The organism is Terriglobia bacterium, assembly GCA_020073185.1.
Classification (GTDB): Bacteria; Acidobacteriota; Terriglobia; order Terriglobales; family Acidobacteriaceae; genus JAIQGF01.
In genome coordinates, this window is the sequence record JAIQFT010000020.1 from 54,813 (window position 1) to 76,560 (window position 21,748).

Below are 21,748 nucleotides of genomic sequence, written 5' to 3' on the forward strand. Positions count from 1 at the left end.
AATTGAAGGTCTGCCGGCATATCCCTGCCCGGTGACATACGCGGCGATGAAGCACTTCACAGCTATGGTCGTACTCAGCGGAGCGGGCGCGATTGCGGACTACTGCTTCAGCGCCACCGCCACCCCATCGCGCAGCGGCAGGATGGTGGTAAACAGCTCTCTCGATTCGTACAGCATGCGGTTGAACTGTACGATCGCGCGCGTCGCCTCGCTGGCGCCTTCCTTCCCCGCCGCCGCTTCCGGAACACGCCCGCTCCACAGCACGTTGTCGCTGACGAACAGCCCGCCTCGCCTCAACCGCGGCACCGCCAGGTGAAAGGCCTTGGGATAATCTTCCTTGTCCACGTCGTTGAAAATGATGTCGAACGGCTCCAGGTTCTGTTCGGAGAGCAGTTCGATCGCGTCGCCCACCTTGATCTCGATCCGCTTCTCCACGCCGATGCGTTCGAAGTTTTTGTAGGCTTCCATCGCCTTTTTGGAATCGCCGTCCGTGTAGATGACGCGCGCCTCCTCTCCCGCGCCCAGGGCCCACCAGATGGTCGAATATCCGATTGCCGAACCCATCTCGAAGATCCGCCGCGCCCCGCTCAGCCTCGCCAACAAGTACAACAACCGTCCCACCGCCGGCCCGACAATCGGGATTTTGCGCTTCGCCGCTTCTGCTTCCATCTCGCGCAACACGTCGCCGCTGTCGGGCAGCAACGAGTAGAGATAGTTGTCCACCGCCTCACTGGTGACGCCGCCCATCGCCCACGAAGGCCGCTTTCCGTCGCTCATCGTTTTATCCCATCGTCTGTCCCGGTTTCATTGCCACGACCTCGCATCCCATGTCGCCGATCAGCCGCTTCAGCGCCGCGGGTGTCCCGGTCAGCGCCGGGAACGTTCCCCAGTGCATCGGGATCACCACCTTCGGCCGCAGCAACTGGCAGGCGTAGGTGGCCTCGCGCGGCGACATGGTGAACAGGTCCCCGATCGGCAGCATCACGATCTCTGGGTGATACAGCTCGTGAATGATGTGCATGTCGCCGAACACGTTGGTGTCGCCCGCGTGGTACAGCTTCACCCCGTTGTCCAGTTCGATCACGTACCCGCACGCTTCGCCGCCGTAGATGATGGAGCCGTCGTCCTCCTGGATGCCGCAGGAGTGGTCGGCGTGCACCATCGTGATCTGCATCCCGGCGGCCTCCTGCGAGCCGCCCTTGTTCATCGGCGCAATCTGCTTGGCGCCTTTTTTCTGCAGCCACGTCGCCAGTTCGAAAATTCCCACCACGACCGGGTTGTGCTGCTTCGCGATCTCGACCGCGTCGCCGATGTGGTCGAAGTGGCCGTGCGTGCACAGCATCGCATCCACCTTCTTCACTATTTTTTCGTTGGACGGGCACGAGGGGTTCCCCATCACCCAGGGATCAATCAGGATGGTTTTGCCGCCGGTTTCCAGGCGGAACGTCGAGTGCCCCAGCCAGGTGAGCTTGGCGCCTTTCAGGTCCATGATGGCCGCCTTTCTGCCATGTTCAGATGCAAGTCGAGCGGAAGAATTCTATCAGCCCCAAATGTACCCACGAAGGACATGGAGGAGAACGAAAGAAATAACCGGGCTTCGAAAATGACTTTGCCCTGCTTCCTCTGTAGCTGAACACCCCGAACTTCGACTACCATAGCGGCCATGCACTCCGGCACTGCGGTCACTCCCCAGCTCAGAATTCTTTTCACCCGAGATCAGATCGCCCGCCGCGTCACCGAAATGGCCGGCGAGATCACGCGCGACTTCGCCAGCCAGTCCATCATCTTCGTCGGCGTGCTCAAGGGCGCGTCCATTTTTCTCGGCGATCTCGCCCGCCAGGTCAAGCTCGATGCCACCTTCGACTTCATCAGTGTCGCCAGCTACGGCGCCGGCACCAAGACCAGCGGCGAGGTCAGGATGAACAAGGACGTGGATTCCTCCATGGCCGACAAAAACGTCATCATCGTGGAAGACATTCTCGACACCGGCCTGACTATGGGCTATCTGCGCAAGCTGTTCCTCGCCCACCAGCCGCGAAGTTTGAAGGTAGCGGTCCTGCTCGACAAGGCCTGCCGCCGCATCGAGCCGGTCAAAGCCGACTACGTCGGCTTCGTCATTCCCGACGAATTCGTGGTCGGATACGGCATGGATTACGCCGAGCGCTATCGCAATTTGCCCGACATCTGCGTCCTCCCGCCGGAACTGCAGTAAACATCACAGGGTGGGTCTACTCGCTACTCGCGGCTTCCGCCTTGCTGCGCGCCTTGCGCCGCGCCGGGCTCACCAGCCACGCAATAAAGATGCTCACGACGTACAGCAGCACCATCGGCGCCGCAAACAGGCACATGTTGAGGATGTCGGTGGTCGGGGTCACGATGGCCGCGATAATGAAGATCAGAAGAATGGAATAGCGCAGGTTGCGCCACATCCAGCCTGCGCTCACCACGCCCATCAGCGACAGGAAGAACACCAGGATCGGCATCTCGAAAATAATGCCCAGCCCGATGAGGATGGTTAAGAAAAGGTCGGTGTATTCGCCGATAGTGATCATCGGCTGGAATTGCGCGCCGTAGCCGATCAGGAAATCCAGCGCCGCCGGAAACACTATCTTGTAGCCGAAGGCGCCGCCGGCGACAAACAGCCCCACCGACGACACCATGAAGGGCACCACGTAGCGTTTTTCGTGCCGGTAGAGTCCCGGCGCGATGAACGCCCACACTTGGTAGAGGACCAACGGCGAGGCCACGAATAGCCCAGCCACAAATCCGACCTTCAGGTACATGTTGAAGGGTTCGGTGGGGTTCAGGAACACTAGCTTCTGGTCGAGATGATGGTTGCGCAGCGCTTCCATGATAGGCACTTGCACGAACGCGTAGATGCGCGCGGCGTAGAACCAGCAGACGCTGAAACCGGCGGCGACGTACAGCAGCGACCAAATGATTCTGCGGCGCAGTTCCTCGAGGTGGTCGAGGAAGCTCATGCTCGCCATTTTTTCGCTGACGGCTTTGCGCGCCGCGGCGGGATCGAACTCAGGCATCGGCTGCCTTGGCCTGCCCGGAAGCCTCGGCCAAAGGCGCGGTGGAGACCGTGGACGCGCTGGCAGGCTCGGTGTCAGGCGCGGCGGCCGTGGTCGCCACGCTTCCTTCCGGCGGCAGAATCTGCGGTGGGGGGTCGCGCTTGACGGCCTCTTCCAGCTCCAGGTTGCGGATCTCGCCTTCGATCTGCGACTTGAACTCGTTGCTGGCCTTCTTGAATTCGCCCATGGCTTTCCCGATCTGGCGTCCGATCTCCGGCAGCTTCTTGGGCCCGAAGATAATTAGGGCCAGCAGGAAAATGAAAATCATTTCGGGCAAGCCGAGGTTCATGGCTCCATGATACTGCGCGCCGCGTGCGTCGGTCCATTGGTCAGCCCCGCCAGCAGCTGAGTCACGCCAGCGGACGCAGGTCGCTCCGTTATTGCTTCGGCGGAGTTTTGCCGGCGGGCGGATGCGAGGGCTGCGCCGTCCCATGCGGATTGGGCGTGCCCAGATCAGGCATGCTGATCCCGCCGTGGGGATTCTGACCGGTAGAGGGCAGCATGCCGCCGTGGGGATTGGCGCCGCCGACCGTGCCCATGCCGGCGCCGAGCGCCATGCAGGTGACGCGGCCGCTCTGCGCAACACGCAATTCGGCGGGACAAGGCGTGGTCTTCACCTCGGCCTTGGCCGAGGCGTTCTCCGGTTGTTCCGCCTGCACCGAAAACATCTTGCCCTGGGAGTTGCCGGCGTATCCGACGGTCAAGCCGGGCATATCGTAAACAACATGGAAGGATTTCTTGGCTTTGGCAGCCTGCATGGCGCAGTCGCTGGCCTTTTGCGTCTGCTCCTGAGCTTGCGACCTGACGTGCCCGCAATCGCCGGCGCCGGAGCCGGCCAGCTCCTCGACCTTTTGCGATACCGGGTCGGCAGACTTGGCGGAGTCGGTGGAAGGCGCAGCAGCGGTAGGCGCAGAAGCGGAAGCGGTAGGCGGAGTAGAAGACTTGCTGCACGAAAGCAGCGAGGCGGCGACAGCTACGATGACCAGTGCATTGCGCATTTCAATATTGTAACAACGGCGTGGGTTCCGTACGGGAGTTGTAATCTGAATTTGGCCTGGTCACCCGCAGCAGTTCCGGAGCAAACTCAAGAGCCAACGGCGGAGAGCTTCTTCTTCAAGTCCTGGGCGATGCGCTGGCCGTGGAAGCGGCCGTTCTCGATAAAGATTTCGTTGGTCTTCGATCCCGCCACGATTACGCCTGCAACGTAAATGCCGGGCACGTTGGTCTCCAGCGTCTCCTGGTTGACGATGGGGCGGCACTCGTCAGGGGTGAGCTGAATGCCGAGACTCTGCAGGAACGAGTAATCCGGGTGATAGCCGGTGAGGGCAAACACGAAGTCGTTTTTCAGGCGAACTTCGCCGTTGGGCGTCTGCAGCAGAACCGATTCAGGCCTGATTTCCTTGACCGTGCTGCTGAAACAGGCAGTGACTTCGCCGTTCTTGATGCGGTTCTCGATGTCGGGCTTGATCCAGTATTTGACGTGCCGATGCATGCTCTCGTAGCGATGCACCAGGGTGACGCGCGCGCCGTGTCGCCAGAGTTCGAGCGCGGCAATGGCGGCGGAGTTCTTGCCGCCGATCACGAGCACGTCGCGGCCGAAAAACGGATGCGGCTCGCGGTAGTAATGAAAGACCTTGGGCAGATCCTCGCCGGGAACCTGCATGATGTTGGGCAGGTCGTAGTAGCCGGTGGCGACTACGAGTTTGCGCGCGCGGTATTCGGCGCGGCGGCCGGGCAGGTGGCGCTTCGCGGGACCTTCCAGGGCGCCAAGAATGTCGGCCTCGACGGTGCTGGTGTGGACCAGGAAATCGCCGTCGCTGCCGCTGACCTGGTCCACACGCTCGTACTGGCGGATATCGAGCTGGTAGTGCTCGGCGACTTTGCGGTAGTACTCCAGCGCCTCCTCGCGGGTGGGCTTGACGTGCGCGCTGGGAAATGGGATGTCGCCGATCTCGAGCAGCTCCGGCGTGGTGAAGAAGGTCATGTTGGCCGGGTAGTGGAAGAGCGAGTTGACCAGGCAGCCCTTGTCGATGAGAACGGCGCGAAAGCCGGCGCGCTGCGTTTCGATGGCGGAGGCAAGCCCGCTGGGGCCGGCGCCGATGACGAGAAGGTCAAATCTTTCGTTCTTAGCTTCGGGCACGGTGATTGGATTCACGTCATGGCTGAGGCGGTGCGGAGAACCACGCATGAATTGCCGAATCGGTAACTGCGGAATCGCGGTATTGGAACGCCCGACCCGATGTTGTTCAATTCGGCAATTCGGCAATTCCGCAGTTCGGCAATTGACAATCATGCCCCCAACGGATGCGCGATCACACCCTCGTGTGCTCCAGAGCACAATTGCTTGGCCCCGCGGGGCTATAATTTTCCGTTTGCAGTGCGGTCCAGCATTCATCTGGAGCACTCATCAGGAGCGCGATATGGCAACCACGGTGGAGAAGCCACGTACACGCGTTGAATCCGACAGCATGGGCAAGATCGAAGTGCCCGCCAACGTTTACTGGGGCGCGCAGACGCAGCGCTCGCTCATTCACTTCAATATCGGCCGCGACACCATGCCCCCGGAATTGATCCGGGCGTTCGGCATCCTGAAGAAGGCGTGCGCGCTAGTCAACCAGGACCTGGGAAAGCTCCCGGCCGACAAAGCGAAGCTGATCGTGCAGGCGGCGGACGAGGTGATCGGCGGCAAGCTCAACGAGCAGTTCCCGCTGCGCATCTGGCAGACGGGCAGCGGCACCCAGACCAACATGAACGTGAACGAGGTGATCTCCAACCGCGCGATTGAACTGGCCGGCGGCGAGATGGGGTCCAAGAAGCCTATCCACCCCAACGATCACGTCAACATGTCGCAGTCATCGAACGATACCTTTCCGGCGGCGATGCACATCGCGGCTGCCGAGCGCGTGAAGCGGGCGCTGATCCCGGCGCTGAAGACGGTGCAGGAGGCGATCGCGCGCAAGGCCAAGCAATTCGACGGCATCGTGAAGATCGGGCGCACCCACCTGCAGGACGCGGTGCCGCTGACCATCGGTCAGGAGTTCGGTGGCTGGGCGAGCCTGGTGGAGCGCGATATCAAGCGCCTGGAGCAGGTGCTGGACGGCTTGTATGACCTGGCGATCGGGGGCACGGCGGTGGGTACGGGCCTGAACACGCATCCGCAATTTGCCGAGCGCGCTGCCAACAAGATTGCGGAGTTGACGGGACTTCCCTTCCGCTCGCACCCCAACAAGTTTGCGGCCCTGTCGGCGCACGACGAAGTCGTTTTCGCGCAGGGAGCGATGGAGACCACCGCAGCGTCCATGATGAAAATCGCGAACGACATCCGCTGGCTGGCCTCGGGGCCGCGCTGCGGGCTGGGAGAGCTGACGATTCCGGAGAACGAGCCGGGGTCGTCGATCATGCCGGGCAAGGTTAACCCAACGCAGTGCGAGGCCATGACCATGGTCTGCGCGCAGGTGCACGGAGCGACGGCGGCGGTGGGCTTTGCGGGCTCGCAGGGGAACTTCGAGCTGAGCGTGTTCAAGCCGGTGATCATTTACAACTTCCTGCACTCGGCGACGCTGATCACCGACGCGTGCCACGGGTTTGTCGAGTTCATGATCAACGGCATCGAGGTGAACCGCGAGAAAGTTGACTGGTACGTCAAGAACTCCCTGATGCTGGTGACCGCGCTGGCGCCCAAGATCGGATATGACAACGCGGCGAAGGTGGCGCACACCGCGCACGTCGAGCACAGCAGTCTAAAAGAAGCAGCGGTGAAGATGGGATTCCTGACGGCGGAGGAGTTTGACCAGTTGGTGCGCCCGGAAACGATGACGCATCCGTAGTAGGCTTCAGTCAGCCGCTGATCAACGCGGATCAACGCTGATTCGGATGAAAGACGCGCCCGAGGGTTGGGCGCGTTCCTATTTCGGCGATCTCGGTACTCCGTAGTTGGTAGCCAGGAGTCCGGGGTGCTTTCAAACCCCTGATTGCTGACCACTGGCTCTGACTCCTAACTACTGCTTCTTCGGCGGTTCCCACAATTCGATCTTGTTGCCTTCCGGATCCATGACCCAGGCGAAGCGGCCGTAGTCGTGATCTTCGCGGCCCAGGATTTCTATGCCTCCCGATTGCAGTGCGCTCACCACGGCGTCCATGTCGGCGACGCGGTAGTTGATCATCACCGCGGATTTGCTGGGGTCGAAGTAGTTCGTGTTCTCTTTGAACAGCGACCAGTAAGTGTGGGCTTCCTCGCCGGTGTCGTTGTCTTTGCAGGCAAAATCTACCGTATGACTGGTGGTGTCGCGCTGGATGCCGAGGTGCGTCTCATACCAGGCATACATCGCCTGCGGGTCTTTCGCCTTAATGAAAATGCCGCCAATACCGGTAACACGTTTCATTTGCATTTACCTGTCTTTTGACTTAGCTGCGTTCATCCGCGTCAATCAGCGGCTGATTTTGTTTTTCCTGAAGCCTAAATCCTGCAGCCTATTCTAGTATGCCCATCTCAGCAGCGTCGCACCCGTGGTAAACCCCGCTCCCACCGACGCCAGCAGCACCAGGCTTCCCTTCTTCAGCTTGCCTTCGTCAATCGCGGTCTGCATGGCGAGCGGAATCGTGGCGGCGGTGGTGTTGCCGAAGCGATCGATGTTGATGATGGGCGCTTCGGGACGGAGGCCGAGGCGGTCGGCGGTAGCCGTCATGATGCGCTGGTTGGCCTGGTGCGGAATGAAGCAGTCAACATCCTTGGCGCTGAAGCCGTTGCGCTTGAGCAGGCGATCACAGACGTCGGCCATATTGCGCACCGCGTACTTGAACACAGCCTGGCCGTCCTGGTGGACGCAGTGCATCTTCTTTTCCACCGTCTCCTGCGTTGAGGGATGCAGGCTGCCGCCGCCGGGCATGTAGAGCGAGCGACCGCCGGAGCCGTCAACGTAGTTGAGGAAATCAATGAAGCCGGCGTCTTCGCCATCGGCCGCAGGCTCCAAGAGTACCGCGCCGGCGCCGTCGCCGAAGATGACGCAAGTGGCGCGATCGGTGTAGTCGATGATGGACGACATGATGTCGGCGCCGATGACCAAAACTTTCTTGTGTGCGCCGGTGTTGATGAACTGCGCACCGGCATGCAGGGAGTAGATGAAGGCGGAGCAGGCGGCGGAGAGATCGAAGCCCCACGCGCCTTTTGCCCCGATCTTGTGCTGCACCAGGCAGGCGCTGGAGGGGAAAAACATGTCGGGGGTGACGGTGCCGACGATGATGACTTCGACCTCTTCCGGCTTGATGCCGCGCTTGAGCAGGGCGCACTTGGCGGCTTCCGCGGCGAGGTCGCTGGTCGCGACACCCTTGTCGACGATGTGGCGCTCGCGGATGCCGGTGCGCTCCATGATCCACTGATCGCTGGTATCGACCATCCCTTCCAGATCCTGATTGGTGAGCAGACGAGGTGGGACATAGGTGCCAAGGGAGGTGATCTTCGCCCGAATAGGAGTGATCAATGAGTTCTCCGTCGCAAGAAACCACACATTTTGAACGAAAGGGATGGGTGGTGTCCAAAACAAATAAGCCGGACACCGGTGACCCGCTGCACACATAAGAGCCCGTTACCGTTGCTTCCTTCCGGACCTGGCGGGGTTGGCGGGAATAAGTTGCGCGGGGCCGATGCCCGACACGCTTCATTTTAACATTCGGAAGACGACGTCGTCGGGTTGTCGGGTTACGGTCCTCGGTTATCGGTAATCGCAGGCCGCACGCGGGCACGCAAAGTAAGTATCCTCCGGCAGAGCCGGAGGCTTTACGGGTCGCGGGCCCCTCAAAGGGGCCTGATCGCGACCCAAAGTCAAAACCGCTCGCTCCAGGCAGTACGGGTGAAAGCTGTGCGCTTGCAAAACCGCCACGCACAACTGTCAAACTTTGGGAGCCTCCCCGGCAGAGCCGGGGGAACTCCTAGTTGCATTAGCAAGGTACCAATTGCCAACGACCGTTAACCGACAACCGATGACCTTGTGACACAATAGCCAGGTGGCAACGGGGGGGAAACTCGATCTCATCTCCATTCTGACGCCGCCAGCTGCGCGCCCGCCGTCCACCTTCCGCAACACCATCGAGCAGTATTTCCAGATTTGCCTGTTCCTGCTCATCGTCACCGGCTTTGTGATCCTGGTCAGCACGGGGCGGCTGGATTCGTTTTCGATCCTGGGAGTATCGGCCGCGCTGGTGTTTCGCGCCTACCTGATGCTGCGCGGGCGCAGGCTGCAAATCCCGGAGCGCTGGACCTCGTACCTGACGCTGGTTTACGTGCTGTTCTACGCCGCCGACATTTTCCTGGTCTCCGCCAGTTTCGTGGAGGCGACCGTCCACCTGGTGCTGTTCATCATGGTGGTAAAAGTTTTCTCCGTGCAGCGCGACCGCGATCACCTCTACCTGGCGATCATTTCGTTCCTCGAGGTGCTGGCGGCGGCGGTGCTCACGGTTGACACGGTATTTTTCGGCGCCTTCTGCGTGTTCATGCTGCTGGCGGTGGCAACGTTCATCAGCATGGAGATGAGGCGTTCGGCAGCGGCCGCATCGGGCGCGCTGCCCGGGACTACCATGCCGAACGCGTCACGGCGTATGGCGCGCTCGCTGTCGAGCATCGCGCTGCTGATGACGGCGTCGGTGGTGCTGGGGGCGGCAGTGATTTTTTTCGTCCTGCCGCGACTGTCGGCGGGCTACCTGAGCGCCTACGCCCCGAGAAACGAGTTTGTCAGCGGCTTCAGCGACCACGTGCAGTTGGGGGAGATCGGGCGCATCAAGCAGTCCGATACGGTGGTGATGCACATCGAGATCGAGGGCGACCGCGGCGGTTATGCCGACCTGAAGTGGCGCGGCATGGCGCTGTCCCTGTTCGACGGGAAGCTGTGGAGCAACCCGGTGACGGGCACGATGGAGGCCTTCGCGTCCAGCCCGCGATTGGACCCGGAGGTACGTCTGACCGGCATGGGGCGGTACAACCTGTCGCGCGCCGAGACCAGCGCGCGCAACCTGCCGGCGGACCGCGCCGATATCCGCGCCATGCACCCGCTGCTTTACAAGGTGCTGATGGAGCCGATCGGCACCAACGTGCTGTTCCTGGCACCGGTGCCGATCGGGCTGCAGGGGCGGATCATGGAAATCGGGGTGGACGATAACGGCGCGGTGTTCAACCTGGACCGCAACCGCATGACGGAGAGCTACACCGCGTCGTCCCTGTGGATGCTGCCGCACGAGGAGCGGTTGCGGGGCGCGGTGGGCCCGGTCCCGCCCGACGTAGTGTTGAATTATCTGCAACTGCCCAAGCGCGTGGACCCACGCGTCGTGGAACTGGCGCAGCGGATCACGGCGAATACCTCGGCCGAGTTCGACAAGGCATCGGCGATCGAACTCTACTTGCGCACGCGTTACGGCTACAGCCTGCAGATGGCCCCCTCGCCGCCGGCGGATCCACTGGCGTACTTTCTCTTCGAGCGCAAGGAAGGACACTGCGAGTACTTTGCCTCGGCGATGGCGGTGATGCTGCGCACGCTGGCTATCCCATCGCGCATCGTGAACGGCTTCCGCGGCGGCGAGTACAACGACCTGACCGGCAGCTACATCGTGCGCGGCCGCGATGCGCATTCCTGGGTGGAGGCCTACATCCCGGGCTATGCGTGGGTGAGTTTCGACCCGACGCCGCCCGATCCCACGCCGGTCACCGGGAGCGCGCATCGCTTCCTGCTCTACATGGACGCAGCGCGCGAGTTCTGGCGCGAGTGGGTGATCAATTACGACTTCCTGCACCAGCGCACGCTGACCATCTCGGCGATGGCGCGCGGGCGCAGCGCCGGCGACCAGACCCGCATTTGGTTCCGGCGGCATTACCAGGCGTTGCTGGCGCAGGCGCGACGCGTGCACCGCGAGGCCGAGCGCAGCCCGCGCACGTGGGCGATGGGCGCGCTGCTGGCGATGATCGTGTGCGGGCTGCTGGTGAACGCGGCGCGAATCTGGCGGGCGGTACATCGGCATGGCCTGGCACGCAATCCGGTGAAAGCTCCGGAGGCGGCGGCCAGCATCTGGTACGCGCGCATGACGCGCTCCATGGGCAGGAAAGGATTTCACAGGAAGCCGGTGCAGACGCCGGGCGAATTCGTCGCCAGCATTCCCGACCCGCCGCTGCAGCGCTCGGTCGCCGCCTTCACGCGGCATTACGAACGGGCGCGGTTTGGAAAATCGCCAGAAGATGCGGCCAGGCTGCCGGAGCTTTTCGAAGAAATCAAAGCGAAGTAAAACGCTGAACCGCAGAGGACGCACAGGACGCCAAGGACGCCAAGGAAAACCGGAGGATCTTGTTTCTGCGCTGTTAGCATCCTTTGCGCCCTCTCGTCCTTTGCGGCTGATTGTTTTCGCTCGAATCGGCGCAACTCCGCTATTTCCGATAGAATTGAAGCACTGCATGCCTGACCTGCCGGTCACCCTCGAACATCCCATTGCTTCTGAGAAGGACGCTCCCGAGACGCGCCCGCAGAAGGTCGGATTCGTTTCGCTGGGCTGCCCCAAGAACCTTGTGGACTCCGAGGTCATGATGGGCATGCTGGCGCAGGCGGGAGCCGAGATCACGCCGCGCGCCGAAGATGCCGACGTGATCGTGGTGAACACCTGCTCGTTTATCGAGAGCGCGCAGCAGGAGTCGGTGAACGCGATCCTGGAAATGGCGCGCCACAAGACGAACGGTCGGGCGCGCAAGCTGGTGGTCGCGGGATGCCTGGTCGAGCGCTTCCGCACGGAAATTCAGAAGGATATTCCCGAGGTTGATGCGGTAGTCGGGACGGGCGAGCTGCCGAGGATTCTGGAAGCGGCGGGACTAAGCGTTGGAGCGCGCTCGCCCTCACCCGGGGTCCCCAGCGGGCCCGGGGTTGGTCCGCAGGGGTGGTCGAGCGCGTCCCCATTCACCATCCTGAGCGGCAACGGCCGCCCCGAAGGCCATGCGCGCGAGCAAGCCGGACGCTTTTCCCGCGAGGGCTGGGACGGCGCCATCGCCGACTTGCCCAACTATCTTTACGATGAAACCACGCCGCGCATGCTGGCGACGCCGCGCGCCTCGGCGTACATCAAGATTGCCGAAGGCTGCGATCACCCGTGCAGCTTTTGCATCATCCCGCAGCTTCGCGGCAAATTCCGGTCGCGGCGATTTGAATCGGTGATTGCCGAAGCGGAGCGACTGGCGCGCGCCGGGGTGCGCGAGATCACGCTCATCGGCCAGGACACCACGTGTTACGGCGAAGACTTCGGGCTGAAGCACGGGCTCGCGCTGCTGCTGGAAAAGCTCGCGGGAATTGAAGACCTGCGGTGGGTACGGTTCTTGTACGCCTATCCCAACAAGATCACGGGGCGCCTGCTGGACACCGTCGCGGCGCACGACAAGATCTGCTCGTACATGGACGTGCCGCTACAGCACGCTTCGGTGACGGTGTTGAAGCGCATGAAGCGCGGCGGGAGCGCGGAGCTGTTCCTGCGCTCGATCGAGAAAATGCGGCGCACCATTCCCGGCCTGACGCTGCGCAGCTCGTTCATCATCGGCTTCCCCGGCGAGACCGAGCGCGAATTCGAGGAGTTGTGCGAGTTCGTGCGCGAGGCGCAGTTCGATTGGATGGGTGCCTTCGCCTACTCCGACCAGGAGGGCGCAACGGCGTATGCGCTCCACATGAAAGTTCAGCCGGCGGAGATCGAGCGGCGGCGGCGCAAGCTGATGCAGATGCAGAAATCCATCAGCCGCAAGCGCAAGAAGGCGCTGGTGGGACGCGAATTTGACCTGCTGATCGAGGGCCCATCCAGCGAGACCGAGTTGCTGTGGGAAGGGCGCACACCGATGCACGCGCCGGAGATTGACGGCAAGGTATTCATCAACGACTTTGCCGACGAGTCGGAACTCGAGCCGGGCGCCTTCCATCGCTGCCAGATCACGCAAGCTCACGATTACGACCTGGTCGCGCGGATTCTCTAACCGACAAACACAGAGACACAGGGGAATGAAGAATCAAGAAGTCAGTATGAAGAGTGGAGAAGTACCGATGAAGGATTTTCATTCTTAATTCTGACTTCTTGATTCCCAATTTTTCTCCGCGCCTCTGTGCCTCGGTGGTTAGTCATTCGGCATCGCATACAATGAGAAAGCGATGCCTCGCAAGCGCGTCCCCAGCCTGCGTTGTCCCACGTGCCGCAAGCTGGTGCTGCGCCAGGAGCCCGACTTCCCCTTCTGCAGCGAGCGCTGCCGCCTGATTGATCTGGGCAAATGGGCGAGCGGCGGATACGTCATTTCCTCTCGTCTCGATGAAGCCGACCCATTTGGTGACGCGGATTACACTGTGGATCGACCGCGCGCTGCAAAACCCGGCGGCGGCGCCAAGCACGATGAACAAGACCGCAAGCGCAGGTGAGCCCGTCGCCGTCTCCCACAAAACTGCGTGGGCATGGCAGATCGGCACGTTTGTTGGAATCGGCAGGCTTAAGCCCGGCCCGGGAACCTGGGCGTCGGTGGTAACGGTGGGGCTGTGGCGGGCACTGGCGCCGTTGGCAGGCGCTTATCAAGTTCCATCCGCCATTACCGCAGCCGTGCTGGTCACGCTGATTGGAATTCCGGCGTCCACGCGCGTGGCGCGTGAATCGGGGCGCAAAGACCCCGGATTCGTCGTGATCGATGAGGTCGCGGGCCAACTCGTTGCCCTGATCGGCGTGCCCCTCGGTTGGAAAACTCTGCTGGCGGGCCTTATACTTTTTCGTGTCTTCGACATCGTGAAGCCGCCGCCGCTACGCCGGCTGGAACAAGCGCCGGAAGGCGCCGGAATCATGCTCGACGACATCGGCGCGGGACTGTACGCTCTGGCGGTGATGCAAGGGCTGCGTCATTTCGGCCTGCTGCCGTGATGGCGAGTTGGCGCGCGCATCCAAGTGGCACGAAAGTCCATGGGAATTTCTGACCGGCTGCTGGGCAAGAAGAACGTTAACGGAAAGCCGCGGATTGACACCGTCGAGCCGAGCGCTGCTCTGCCCGGCGGCGAGATTCGCATCATCGGCAGCGGCCTGCGCCCGCACGAGCTGCGCCGCCCCAAGGTACAGTTCGGCGGCGTCGAAGGCGCGGTGGTCATCAGCTCCGACCAGTTCCTGGTGGCGCGCGTTCCCGAGGGCGCGCACTCCGGCCCGGTCACGGTCGATGCCAATGGGCAAGCCAGCAATCCCCACGACATCCGGGTGGCGGTGACGATCGCCGAAAACCTGCACCCGGTCACCAATCCCGCGCTCGACCTCGAGGGCAACATCTACGTGACCTTCTCCGGGTCGCGCGGGCAGAAGGTGCCGGTGGCGATCTACAAGATCGACACCAACTACAACGTCAAGCCCTTCCTCGCCGAGATGATGAACGCCACCGCCATCGCCTTCGACCGCGAGGGCCAGATGTACGTCAGCTCACGCTACGACGGCACGGTGTACCGCGTGGCTCCGAACGGGACCATGTCGGCGTACGCGGAAAGCATGGGCGTGGCCACCGGGATGGCGTTCGACCGCGAGCAGAATCTGTACGTCGGCGACCGCAGCGGAACCATTTTCAAAATCTCGCGCGACCGGCAGATTTTTGTTTTCGCCACCCTGGAGCCGAGCGTGTCGGCATTCCACCTGGCGTTCAGCCCGAATGGAAATTTGTACGTGACCGGGCCGACGACCTCGAGCTTCGATGCTATCTATGAGGTCGATCCGCACGGCAGCGTTTCCGTGTTCTTCCGCGGATTAGGAAGGCCGCAGGGGCTGGCGTTCGATATCGAGGGCAATCTCTACGTTGCGGCGTCGCTGCGCGGCAAACGCGGCGTGGTGCGAGTGACCCCGGATAAGCGCGCGTCGCTGGCCGTCGCGGGACAGAACCTGGTCGGAGTGGCGTTTGCGCCGGGCCGCGCCGCCGTGCTCGCCACCACCAATGCCATCCACCATCTCTCCTGGGACATCCAGGGACATCCGCTGCTGCCGGTGGAAGAGGCGGCGTACTAGTGGAGGGTCGACGGTCTACGGTCCTTAGTCGATGGTCGGTGGTCGATAGTCGTTAGTCGGTCGATGGTCGTTGGTCGATAGCAAGGCAGAGCCCCGCAGGGGCGACAGAATCTAGCCCGGCACGTTAGTGCCGGGTACGACGCACCAATAATGTCCCGAGTCCCGTAGGGACGACACGAAAGAGGTTTCGGCTCTGACGAGATTCCAAACCGGCTCTAGTTCCGGTTTCGCACTTTCATCCGTGACTGCCCAGATCATCGCGAATTGTCGACCGCAGACCGTCGACCGGTTTAGCTTCGCTGCCACTGGCAGGCCCCGAGACCGATAGACTGAAAGACCGAGAGACCTGATTGTGACCGCCGAGATCATTGCCATCGGCTCCGAGTTGCTTACGCCGTTCTTCCAGGACACCAATTCCCTTTACCTCACCGAGAAACTCAATGAACTCGGCGTGGATGTGGCGTTCAAGACGGTGGTCGGCGACCATCGCGATCACCTCACTGCGGCGGCACGGATCGCGCTGGGACGCGCCGAGATCCTGATCTTCATGGGCGGGCTGGGCCCGACCGAGGATGACCTGACGCGCGAGTGCGTCGCTGCCGCCTTGGGGCGCGCGGTCCATCGCGATCCTGAACTCATCACCCAGCTCTACACGCGGTTTGCCGGGCTCCGCCGCAAGATGCCGGAAAATAACGAACGCCAGGCGGACGTGGTGGACGGCGCGGAGGTGTTGCCCAACGCGCTCGGCACCGCGCCCGGGCAGTGGATCGAGCACGAGCACGAGGGAGCGAGGCGGTACATCCTGCTGTTGCCCGGGCCGCCGCACGAGATCAAGCCGATGTTCGACGAGCAGTGTGTCCCGCGGTTGCGCAAGCGCCTGCCGCGGCGATTTATTGCCACGCGGGTTCTGAAGATCGCGATGATGGGAGAATCGGACTGCGACAAGCGCGTCGCGCCCATCTACACGCGCTTCCTCGACGTGCGCACCACCATCCTGGCGGGTGCGGGCGACATCCAACTTCGGCTGTCGGCGCGCGGCGAATCGTTGGAAGCGGCGCAGGCGCGCGTGGACGAACTTGCGGGACTGCTGGAAGACGAGTTGGAGGACTACGTTTACTCCACGCAGGGCGAGTCGCTGGAGCAGATCGTCGGCTACTACCTGCAAATGCGCGGCGCCAATCTTGCGGTGGCGGAGTCCTGCACCGGCGGCATGCTGGGCGAGCGGATCACGAAGGTCAGCGGCAGCTCGCGATACTTTCTCGGCGGCGCCATTGTCTACGACAACGAGATGAAGACCCTGTTCGCCAACGTCCCTCCGATGCTGATCGCCCAGTACGGGGCGGTCAGCAAGGAAGTCGCGTCAGCGCTGGCGGAAGGAATTCGCGACGAATGCCGCGCCACGGTAGGCGTGGGCATCACCGGCGTCGCTGGGCCAACCGGCGGGACGGAAGAGAAGCCCGTGGGATTGGTGTATATCGCCGTCGCCGACGGAAAGCGCACTGAGGTGGTGGAGCGCAGGGTCCCCGGCGACCGCGACCGCATCCGCTGGTGGGCAACACAGCAGGCCCTCGACATGGTGCGGCGGATGCTGATGTGATAAAGAACGCGCTTCTTCCTTCTGTGCGATAACTGGCGTCAGCCGCGTAGCGGCGATTGAAGGTAGCCCGGCACTTCAGTTCCGGGAAGGGTTGTCCAAAAAATCCTCTGAGTCCCGTAGGAACGGCACGAGCTCATTGAGGCACGGAGAGGAATGAAGAATGAAAATCCTTACCGCAGCGGTTCTTCATTCTTCATTCTGACTTCTTAATTCTTCATTTCCTCCCTGGTGAATGGGAGTTTCCGCATGAGAGTATTCGTCGGGCTGGACATTGATCCCGCAATTCGCGCGCGTATGACGCGCTACCTGGAGGGCGTGCGCGGGTTTGCGCCCGATGCGCGCTGGGTAAAGCCGGGGTCGTTCCACATCACCCTGAAGTTCATCGGCGAGCAGAAGCCGGAGCGGGTGGAACAGATCAAGCGCGAACTGGCGACGGTTCATGCGATTCCTTTCGACATTTCGTTTCGCGGGCACGGGTTCTTCCCGAACGTGCGCAGCCCGCGCGTCTTCTGGCTGGGCATTGAGGCCGGAGAGCAACTGTCGCAGCTTGCCGGGGCGGTGGACGAGGCGGTGTCGCGCACCGGCGTGCCGCGCGAGACCAACGACTACCGGCCGCACCTGACGCTGGCGCGTTCGGGTTCTGGACGACCGCAACCTATGCCGGGCGACCGTCCCAGCCCGCCGCTCCGTCGACTGGGCGAGAAATTGCAGGGCAAGCCTTCGCCCGACTTCGGTACAATGACCGCTCGCGAATTTTTTCTGTACGAGAGCAAGCTGTCGCCGGCGGGGGCGCGCTATTCGAGGATTGCACGCTTCGCGTTGGAGTAAAAATCGTTAGTCGTTGGTCGCTAGTCGTTCGCAGATTCCTGCGGCCATCCACCAACGACCATCGACTCTTTCTCATGTCCATTTACTTCATCGTCGCCGTGATCGCGTACCTGCTGGGGTCCATTCCCTTCGGCTACATCCTGCTGCGCGTGTTTCGCGGCGAGGACGTGCGCGCCATCGGCAGTGGAAACATCGGCGCAACGAATGTGGCAAGAAAGGCGCCGGGGCTGGGCTTTGCGACGCTGATCTTGGATGCCGGCAAAGGTTCCGCCGCGGTGATAGCGGCCATCAGAGTCATGGATCTCCTCCACCCGCGGACAACCGTGCTCATATCGCAGGAACAAATGGAAGCTTTTCGGCAGGCGTTGCGGCCCGGCGTGCAACATTTTTATTTGATCATGGCCATCGCTGCCGTATTCGCCATTCTCGGCCACGTCTTCCCCGTCTGGCTGAAATTCAAAGGTGGCAAGGGCGTGGCAACCGGCGTGGGCGCATTTATCGCGCTCGCGCCAAAAGCGGTGCTGATCGTGCTGTTGATTTTCGTCGTGATCGTGGCGGCGTTTCGCTATATCTCGCTGGGTTCGATCGTCGCCACGGCCGCATTCCCAATTTTTGCGTGGCTGTTGTATCGCTACCAGGCATCGCCGCCGGTCTTCGCCGCCATGGTGGTCGCCTCGGCGCTGATCATCGCCAAACACCACCAAAACATCCGACGCCTGCTGGCGGGAACGGAACACAGATTCGAGTTGAAACACAGATGAAGATTCGGCGCAGCAACACGACGATGGAACAGCGGAGCCTGAGCCCCATCGGGGCGAATGAGAATAGCCCGCCGCTTCAGCGGCGGGTCCAAGTAAGAGAAATTGCGGAGTGCCGTAGGCACGACTGAAGTTCTCCCACGGTGTACCTCGGTGGACTCGGTGCCTCTGTGGTGAGCATGAAACTGAAACTCGCGACTGAAATTCATGAGTGACATTGCTGTTATCGGCGCGGGGGCGTGGGGAACGGCGTTGTCCATCGTGCTCGGCCGCAAGGGCACGCACCGCGTCCGGCTCTGGGCATTCGAAAAAGAGGTTTGCGAATCCATCCTTGCTCGCCGCACCAACGATCTTTTTCTCCCCGGCGCGAAGATTCCCGCCGCCGTCGCTCCCACCAACCGCTTGGAGGAAGCGTTGCGCGGGGCGGAGATTGTGGTCAGCGTGATGCCGTCGCACCACTGTCGCGGGCTGTTCCGGCAAATGGCGCCGCATCTCACGCCGGAGATGTTGTTCGTCAGCGCCACCAAGGGCGTGGAAACCGATTCGCTGCAACGCATGAGCGAGGTCATCGCGCAGGTGCTGTGCGCAAGCGGACGCGTGCCGAGGCCGCGCATCGGGGCGCTGAGCGGGCCCTCGTTCGCCAAGGAAGTGGCGCGCGGCGATCCCACGGCGATCACCATCGCGTCCAAGGATTCTCAACTCGCCGAAACCGTGCAGCGCGAGTTCAGCGAGCCCTGCTTTCGTATTTATACCAACGACGATGTCGTGGGCGTTGAGCTCGGCGGATCCCTGAAGAACGTGATCGCCATCGCCGCCGGCGTCTGCGACGGGTTAGGCCTCGGCTTCAACACCATCGCGGCGCTGATCACACGCGGACTGGCGGAGATCGCGCGGGTAGCTGTGGCGTGCGGCGCGCGGGCGGAGACCATGGCTGGGCTGGCGGGAATCGGCGACCTGGTACTCACCTGCACCGGCGGCCTGTCGCGCAACCGCACCGTGGGGGTGGAACTGGGCAAAGGCCGCAACCTCGATGAGATCATCGCCGGCATGCACGGCATGGTCGCCGAAGGCATACTGACCACGAAAGCGGCGGTCGGGTTATCGCGCAAGCATTCGGTGGAGATGCCGATCACCGAGCAGATTGACGCCATCCTCAACCGGGGCAAGTCGCCGCGCGACGCCATCCACGAACTGATGACCCGCCCGGGCACCAGCGAGGTCGCCCTGCACCGCGTATAACGTGGTAACTGGCAGCCGGCAGTTGGCAGCCGTTGGTGCCGCTTTCCCATGACGCAGCACGCATCGCTGTGATAAAAGCCTCCTTTGACGCAGGGGGGAAACTTGCGCCGGCTATGGCCATCCAAGTAGAGCGGACCGAATTCGACGAGCAACTGGGTTACCAATACTACGTTGCTTTCAATTCCAAAGGCACCGCCGAGGAGGACGAAGTTCACGACCGGCTGCCGGTCGAGGTGGCGATTTCGTTGTGCGAGAACGGCGATCTAGCCGACTTCAGCTTCGAGCTGCCGAAGGTCTGCCGCTCTTCAGCCGCGTTGACATTCCTCAACGAAGCCGGCAACGCGCGCTACATCGAGCCGCGCGTCTACATCACCATGCCGGAATTGAACGGCGACACGGTGGCGCGCGCCGCCGGACGATTGGAACTCGATTTTGCCGGGCGCCTCATTGGGCTGGCCATCCTCTGGTCGCCGATCGCGATGTCGCAATCTCCCGCGGAAACTTCCTAGCTGGCCGGGCCGCCGGCGGGTGGATGCGGCGCGTGATGCGCTTCCAGCCGCGCCCGCCGTATTTCCTCCACGTCTCCCATCAGGATCACCACCGTGCCCGCCTGCAGCGCGAGGTTATCCGGCGGGTTCACCTGGAAATCGTGCGAGTGCTCGCTGGTGCCGGTCTTCACGGCCAGCGGCAGCAGGTGGTAGCGGGCGCGAAATTGCAGCTCCTCCAGGCACTTGCCGACCCACGGCGAAGTCACCGGAACGACGATTTCGTCGATGCGCAAGGTGCGCGATTTTTCGCGCAGCATCAGGTCCAGAAAGCTGGTGACGTGCGGACGCAGCGCCTCGCTGGCCAATCGCATGCCGCCGATCGCGTTGGGCGACACGGCGGTATTGGCGCCGGCGCGCAGCATGCGGTCGGCAAATTTCACGTCGGCGCAGCGCGCCACGATGCGCACCTTGGGATTCTTCTGCCGCACCATGACGGTTGTCACCAGGTTGTCTTTATCGCTGGCTACGGCGGCAATCACGCACTTGGCGCGGTCCAACCCGGCGGCGTCCAGCACGCTCTCCTCGGTGGCGTCGCCGATGACGTACAGGATTTCCTTGTACCGTCCGCTTTCGTGTTCCTTGAAGCGCGCGATGTTTTCTTCCTGGCCCTCGATCACCAGGAACGGCGTGTTGGTCTTGTGGAATTCCTCGACCGCGTAGCGCCCGGTATCGCCCAGGCCGCACACGATGAAGTGGTCTTTCAGTGCCTGGATGCGCTTCTGCATGGTACGTCTCCAGAACAGGTTGTGAATCTCTCCCTCGACCAGGAACGCGGTGACCACGGAAAATACGTACACCGTGATCATCACGCCCACGCTCACGACGAACATGTTGAAGACGCGCAGCGCGGGATTGTGGCTGGTGTCGATGATCTCGCCGTAGCCCACCCCGGCCAGCGTGATCACCGCCATGTACAGCGATTGCAGGAAGGTGACGCCCGGCCCGCCCAGCGCCCGGTATCCGGTGACCGCGATAGCGGTCATGGTAGTCAGGGCCAGGATGGCGTAGAGGAGCCGTCGGCGGATGTTCATGCGTGGTCCCGGCGCCCCGCAATCGCGCCTGGGAGTGAAGTTCGCTCAAATTCGGGGCGGGAAGCAGCGCGATTTTAGCACAGGCGCGCGGGGCAGTGTTCCCACCCGATCCGAGTCTCGCACCCGATAGATCTCATCTAAAGAACCAGCGCGATGGTCAGAATCTGCCGCGTTGTTATTGACATTTCGTTTAGAATGTAGGCACTCATGCACAAAGGAAAAACGTTCTCGATTTCATTTCCGGTCAGGTCGTCAAAGCAATTGGCGTCACACTTGGGTGTTTCAAAGTCGCGTACAGAACGTATTTCCGCCATAGTTGAAAAAGTCGGCGGGACACGGAGTTCGCACGGGACCTTTGCCATGAAGGGAAAAAAGGGCCGCGTAGCCGTCACGGTACGAAATCTAGAAACCGGACAGCGGAGCAATGCCAAAGCGCCTAAAGCTGCGAAAGCGGCGCGTCGAGCGTGACGCTTGTTTTCTGAACATCCCCTACGACCACCAGTTTGAGAATCTGTACTTGGCCTCACTGCTGTCCGGTTAAAAGTTGAACAGAATCAGTTGGTTGACGTTTTCGGTGAAATTGGCGTCCTGGTCGATGGCCTGAAGGGCGCATAAAATGGGCGTTTTCTCGAAAAGTGTGAGGCTGAGAATCTGTAGAATC

General features: G+C 62.0%; 21 protein-coding genes and 1 other RNA gene. 12 read left to right on the forward strand and 10 right to left on the reverse strand.

What is annotated here, in order from left to right:
- Nucleotides 1–99: 99 nt before the first annotated feature.
- On the reverse strand, nucleotides 100–777 hold the full coding sequence (locus tag LAN64_09435; protein ID MBZ5568058.1) for an O-methyltransferase: 678 nt from the start codon (nucleotides 775–777) through the stop codon (nucleotides 100–102).
- Nucleotides 778–781: 4 nt separating this feature from the next.
- Entirely contained in the window at nucleotides 782–1,489 is a 708-nt protein-coding gene (locus tag LAN64_09440) for a metal-dependent hydrolase (GenBank protein MBZ5568059.1), read from the reverse strand.
- Nucleotides 1,490–1,663: 174 nt separating this feature from the next.
- On the opposite strand from LAN64_09440, the gene hpt reads away from it, so the two are divergent.
- The gene (gene hpt, locus LAN64_09445) at nucleotides 1,664–2,212 is read left to right on the forward strand and encodes a hypoxanthine phosphoribosyltransferase (GenBank protein ID MBZ5568060.1); all 549 of its coding nucleotides are present in this window, start codon (nucleotides 1,664–1,666) and stop codon (nucleotides 2,210–2,212) included.
- A 16-nt stretch (nucleotides 2,213–2,228) separates the two neighbouring features.
- On the opposite strand, the gene tatC is transcribed toward hpt, so the two are convergent.
- From tatC to LAN64_09465, 4 genes are all read right to left on the reverse strand, one after another.
- Nucleotides 2,229–3,038, reverse strand: a complete 810-nt coding sequence (tatC, locus tag LAN64_09450; GenBank protein MBZ5568061.1) for a twin-arginine translocase subunit TatC — start codon at nucleotides 3,036–3,038, stop codon at nucleotides 2,229–2,231.
- Entirely contained in the window at nucleotides 3,031–3,366 is a 336-nt protein-coding gene (locus tag LAN64_09455; GenBank protein ID MBZ5568062.1) for a TatA/E family twin arginine-targeting protein translocase, read from the reverse strand. Before LAN64_09455 ends, tatC begins: the two co-directional genes overlap by 8 nt.
- Before the next feature lie 88 nt (nucleotides 3,367–3,454).
- The gene (locus LAN64_09460; GenBank protein MBZ5568063.1) at nucleotides 3,455–4,075 is read right to left on the reverse strand and encodes a hypothetical protein; all 621 of its coding nucleotides are present in this window, start codon (nucleotides 4,073–4,075) and stop codon (nucleotides 3,455–3,457) included.
- A gap of 86 nt (nucleotides 4,076–4,161) precedes the next feature.
- A complete protein-coding gene (locus tag LAN64_09465; GenBank protein MBZ5568064.1) occupies nucleotides 4,162–5,265 on the reverse strand; it encodes a YpdA family putative bacillithiol disulfide reductase in 1,104 nt (367 codons plus the stop codon).
- Nucleotides 5,266–5,497: 232 nt separating this feature from the next.
- On the opposite strand from LAN64_09465, the gene fumC reads away from it, so the two are divergent.
- Complete coding sequence (gene fumC, locus LAN64_09470; protein ID MBZ5568065.1) at nucleotides 5,498–6,904, forward strand: class II fumarate hydratase; 1,407 nt, start codon at nucleotides 5,498–5,500, stop codon at nucleotides 6,902–6,904.
- A 171-nt stretch (nucleotides 6,905–7,075) separates the two neighbouring features.
- Here fumC and LAN64_09475 read toward each other — a convergent pair whose 3' ends face one another.
- The 3 genes from LAN64_09475 to ffs all read right to left on the reverse strand — a co-directional run bounded on the left by LAN64_09475 (nucleotide 7,076) and on the right by ffs (nucleotide 8,721).
- Nucleotides 7,076–7,459, reverse strand: a complete 384-nt coding sequence (locus LAN64_09475; GenBank protein MBZ5568066.1) for a VOC family protein — start codon at nucleotides 7,457–7,459, stop codon at nucleotides 7,076–7,078.
- 93 nt (nucleotides 7,460–7,552) lie between these two features.
- A complete protein-coding gene (locus tag LAN64_09480) occupies nucleotides 7,553–8,554 on the reverse strand; it encodes a ketoacyl-ACP synthase III (protein MBZ5568067.1) in 1,002 nt (333 codons plus the stop codon).
- Nucleotides 8,555–8,623: 69 nt separating this feature from the next.
- Nucleotides 8,624–8,721, reverse strand: an RNA gene (gene ffs / locus LAN64_09485) — signal recognition particle sRNA small type.
- Nucleotides 8,722–9,077: 356 nt separating this feature from the next.
- On the opposite strand from ffs, the gene LAN64_09490 reads away from it, so the two are divergent.
- From LAN64_09490 to LAN64_09535, 10 genes are all read left to right on the forward strand, one after another.
- On the forward strand, nucleotides 9,078–11,339 hold the full coding sequence (locus tag LAN64_09490) for a DUF3488 and transglutaminase-like domain-containing protein (GenBank protein MBZ5568068.1): 2,262 nt from the start codon (nucleotides 9,078–9,080) through the stop codon (nucleotides 11,337–11,339).
- A 166-nt stretch (nucleotides 11,340–11,505) separates the two neighbouring features.
- A complete protein-coding gene (gene rimO, locus LAN64_09495) occupies nucleotides 11,506–13,053 on the forward strand; it encodes a 30S ribosomal protein S12 methylthiotransferase RimO (GenBank protein MBZ5568069.1) in 1,548 nt (515 codons plus the stop codon).
- A 172-nt stretch (nucleotides 13,054–13,225) separates the two neighbouring features.
- Nucleotides 13,226–13,486 carry a DNA gyrase inhibitor YacG gene (gene yacG, locus LAN64_09500; protein MBZ5568070.1) on the forward strand — a complete coding sequence of 87 codons (261 nt, stop codon included), beginning with the start codon at nucleotides 13,226–13,228 and terminating at the stop codon, nucleotides 13,484–13,486.
- Nucleotides 13,461–13,973, forward strand: coding sequence for a phosphatidylglycerophosphatase A (locus tag LAN64_09505; GenBank protein ID MBZ5568071.1), 513 nt, complete (start codon nucleotides 13,461–13,463; stop codon nucleotides 13,971–13,973). Before yacG ends, LAN64_09505 begins: the two co-directional genes overlap by 26 nt.
- Before the next feature lie 39 nt (nucleotides 13,974–14,012).
- Nucleotides 14,013–15,086, forward strand: a complete 1,074-nt coding sequence (locus LAN64_09510) for an IPT/TIG domain-containing protein (GenBank protein ID MBZ5568072.1) — start codon at nucleotides 14,013–14,015, stop codon at nucleotides 15,084–15,086.
- A gap of 352 nt (nucleotides 15,087–15,438) precedes the next feature.
- Nucleotides 15,439–16,683 (forward strand): competence/damage-inducible protein A, encoded by a 1,245-nt coding sequence (locus LAN64_09515; GenBank protein MBZ5568073.1) that lies wholly within the window; start codon nucleotides 15,439–15,441, stop codon nucleotides 16,681–16,683.
- 246 nt (nucleotides 16,684–16,929) lie between these two features.
- Nucleotides 16,930–17,511: an RNA 2',3'-cyclic phosphodiesterase gene (gene thpR, locus LAN64_09520; GenBank protein ID MBZ5568074.1), complete on the forward strand. Its 582-nt coding sequence runs from the start codon at nucleotides 16,930–16,932 to the stop codon at nucleotides 17,509–17,511.
- 74 nt (nucleotides 17,512–17,585) lie between these two features.
- On the forward strand, nucleotides 17,586–18,272 hold the full coding sequence (gene plsY, locus LAN64_09525) for a glycerol-3-phosphate 1-O-acyltransferase PlsY (protein MBZ5568075.1): 687 nt from the start codon (nucleotides 17,586–17,588) through the stop codon (nucleotides 18,270–18,272).
- Between the two features lie 204 nt (nucleotides 18,273–18,476).
- Nucleotides 18,477–19,508 (forward strand): NAD(P)-dependent glycerol-3-phosphate dehydrogenase, encoded by a 1,032-nt coding sequence (locus LAN64_09530; protein MBZ5568076.1) that lies wholly within the window; start codon nucleotides 18,477–18,479, stop codon nucleotides 19,506–19,508.
- Between the two features lie 113 nt (nucleotides 19,509–19,621).
- Entirely contained in the window at nucleotides 19,622–20,017 is a 396-nt protein-coding gene (locus tag LAN64_09535; protein MBZ5568077.1) for a hypothetical protein, read from the forward strand.
- Here LAN64_09535 and LAN64_09540 read toward each other — a convergent pair.
- Nucleotides 20,014–21,087, reverse strand: coding sequence for a potassium channel protein (locus LAN64_09540; protein MBZ5568078.1), 1,074 nt, complete (start codon nucleotides 21,085–21,087; stop codon nucleotides 20,014–20,016). The two genes, LAN64_09535 and LAN64_09540, sit on opposite strands and share 4 nt — an antisense overlap.
- Nucleotides 21,088–21,748: the final 661 nt, after the last annotated feature.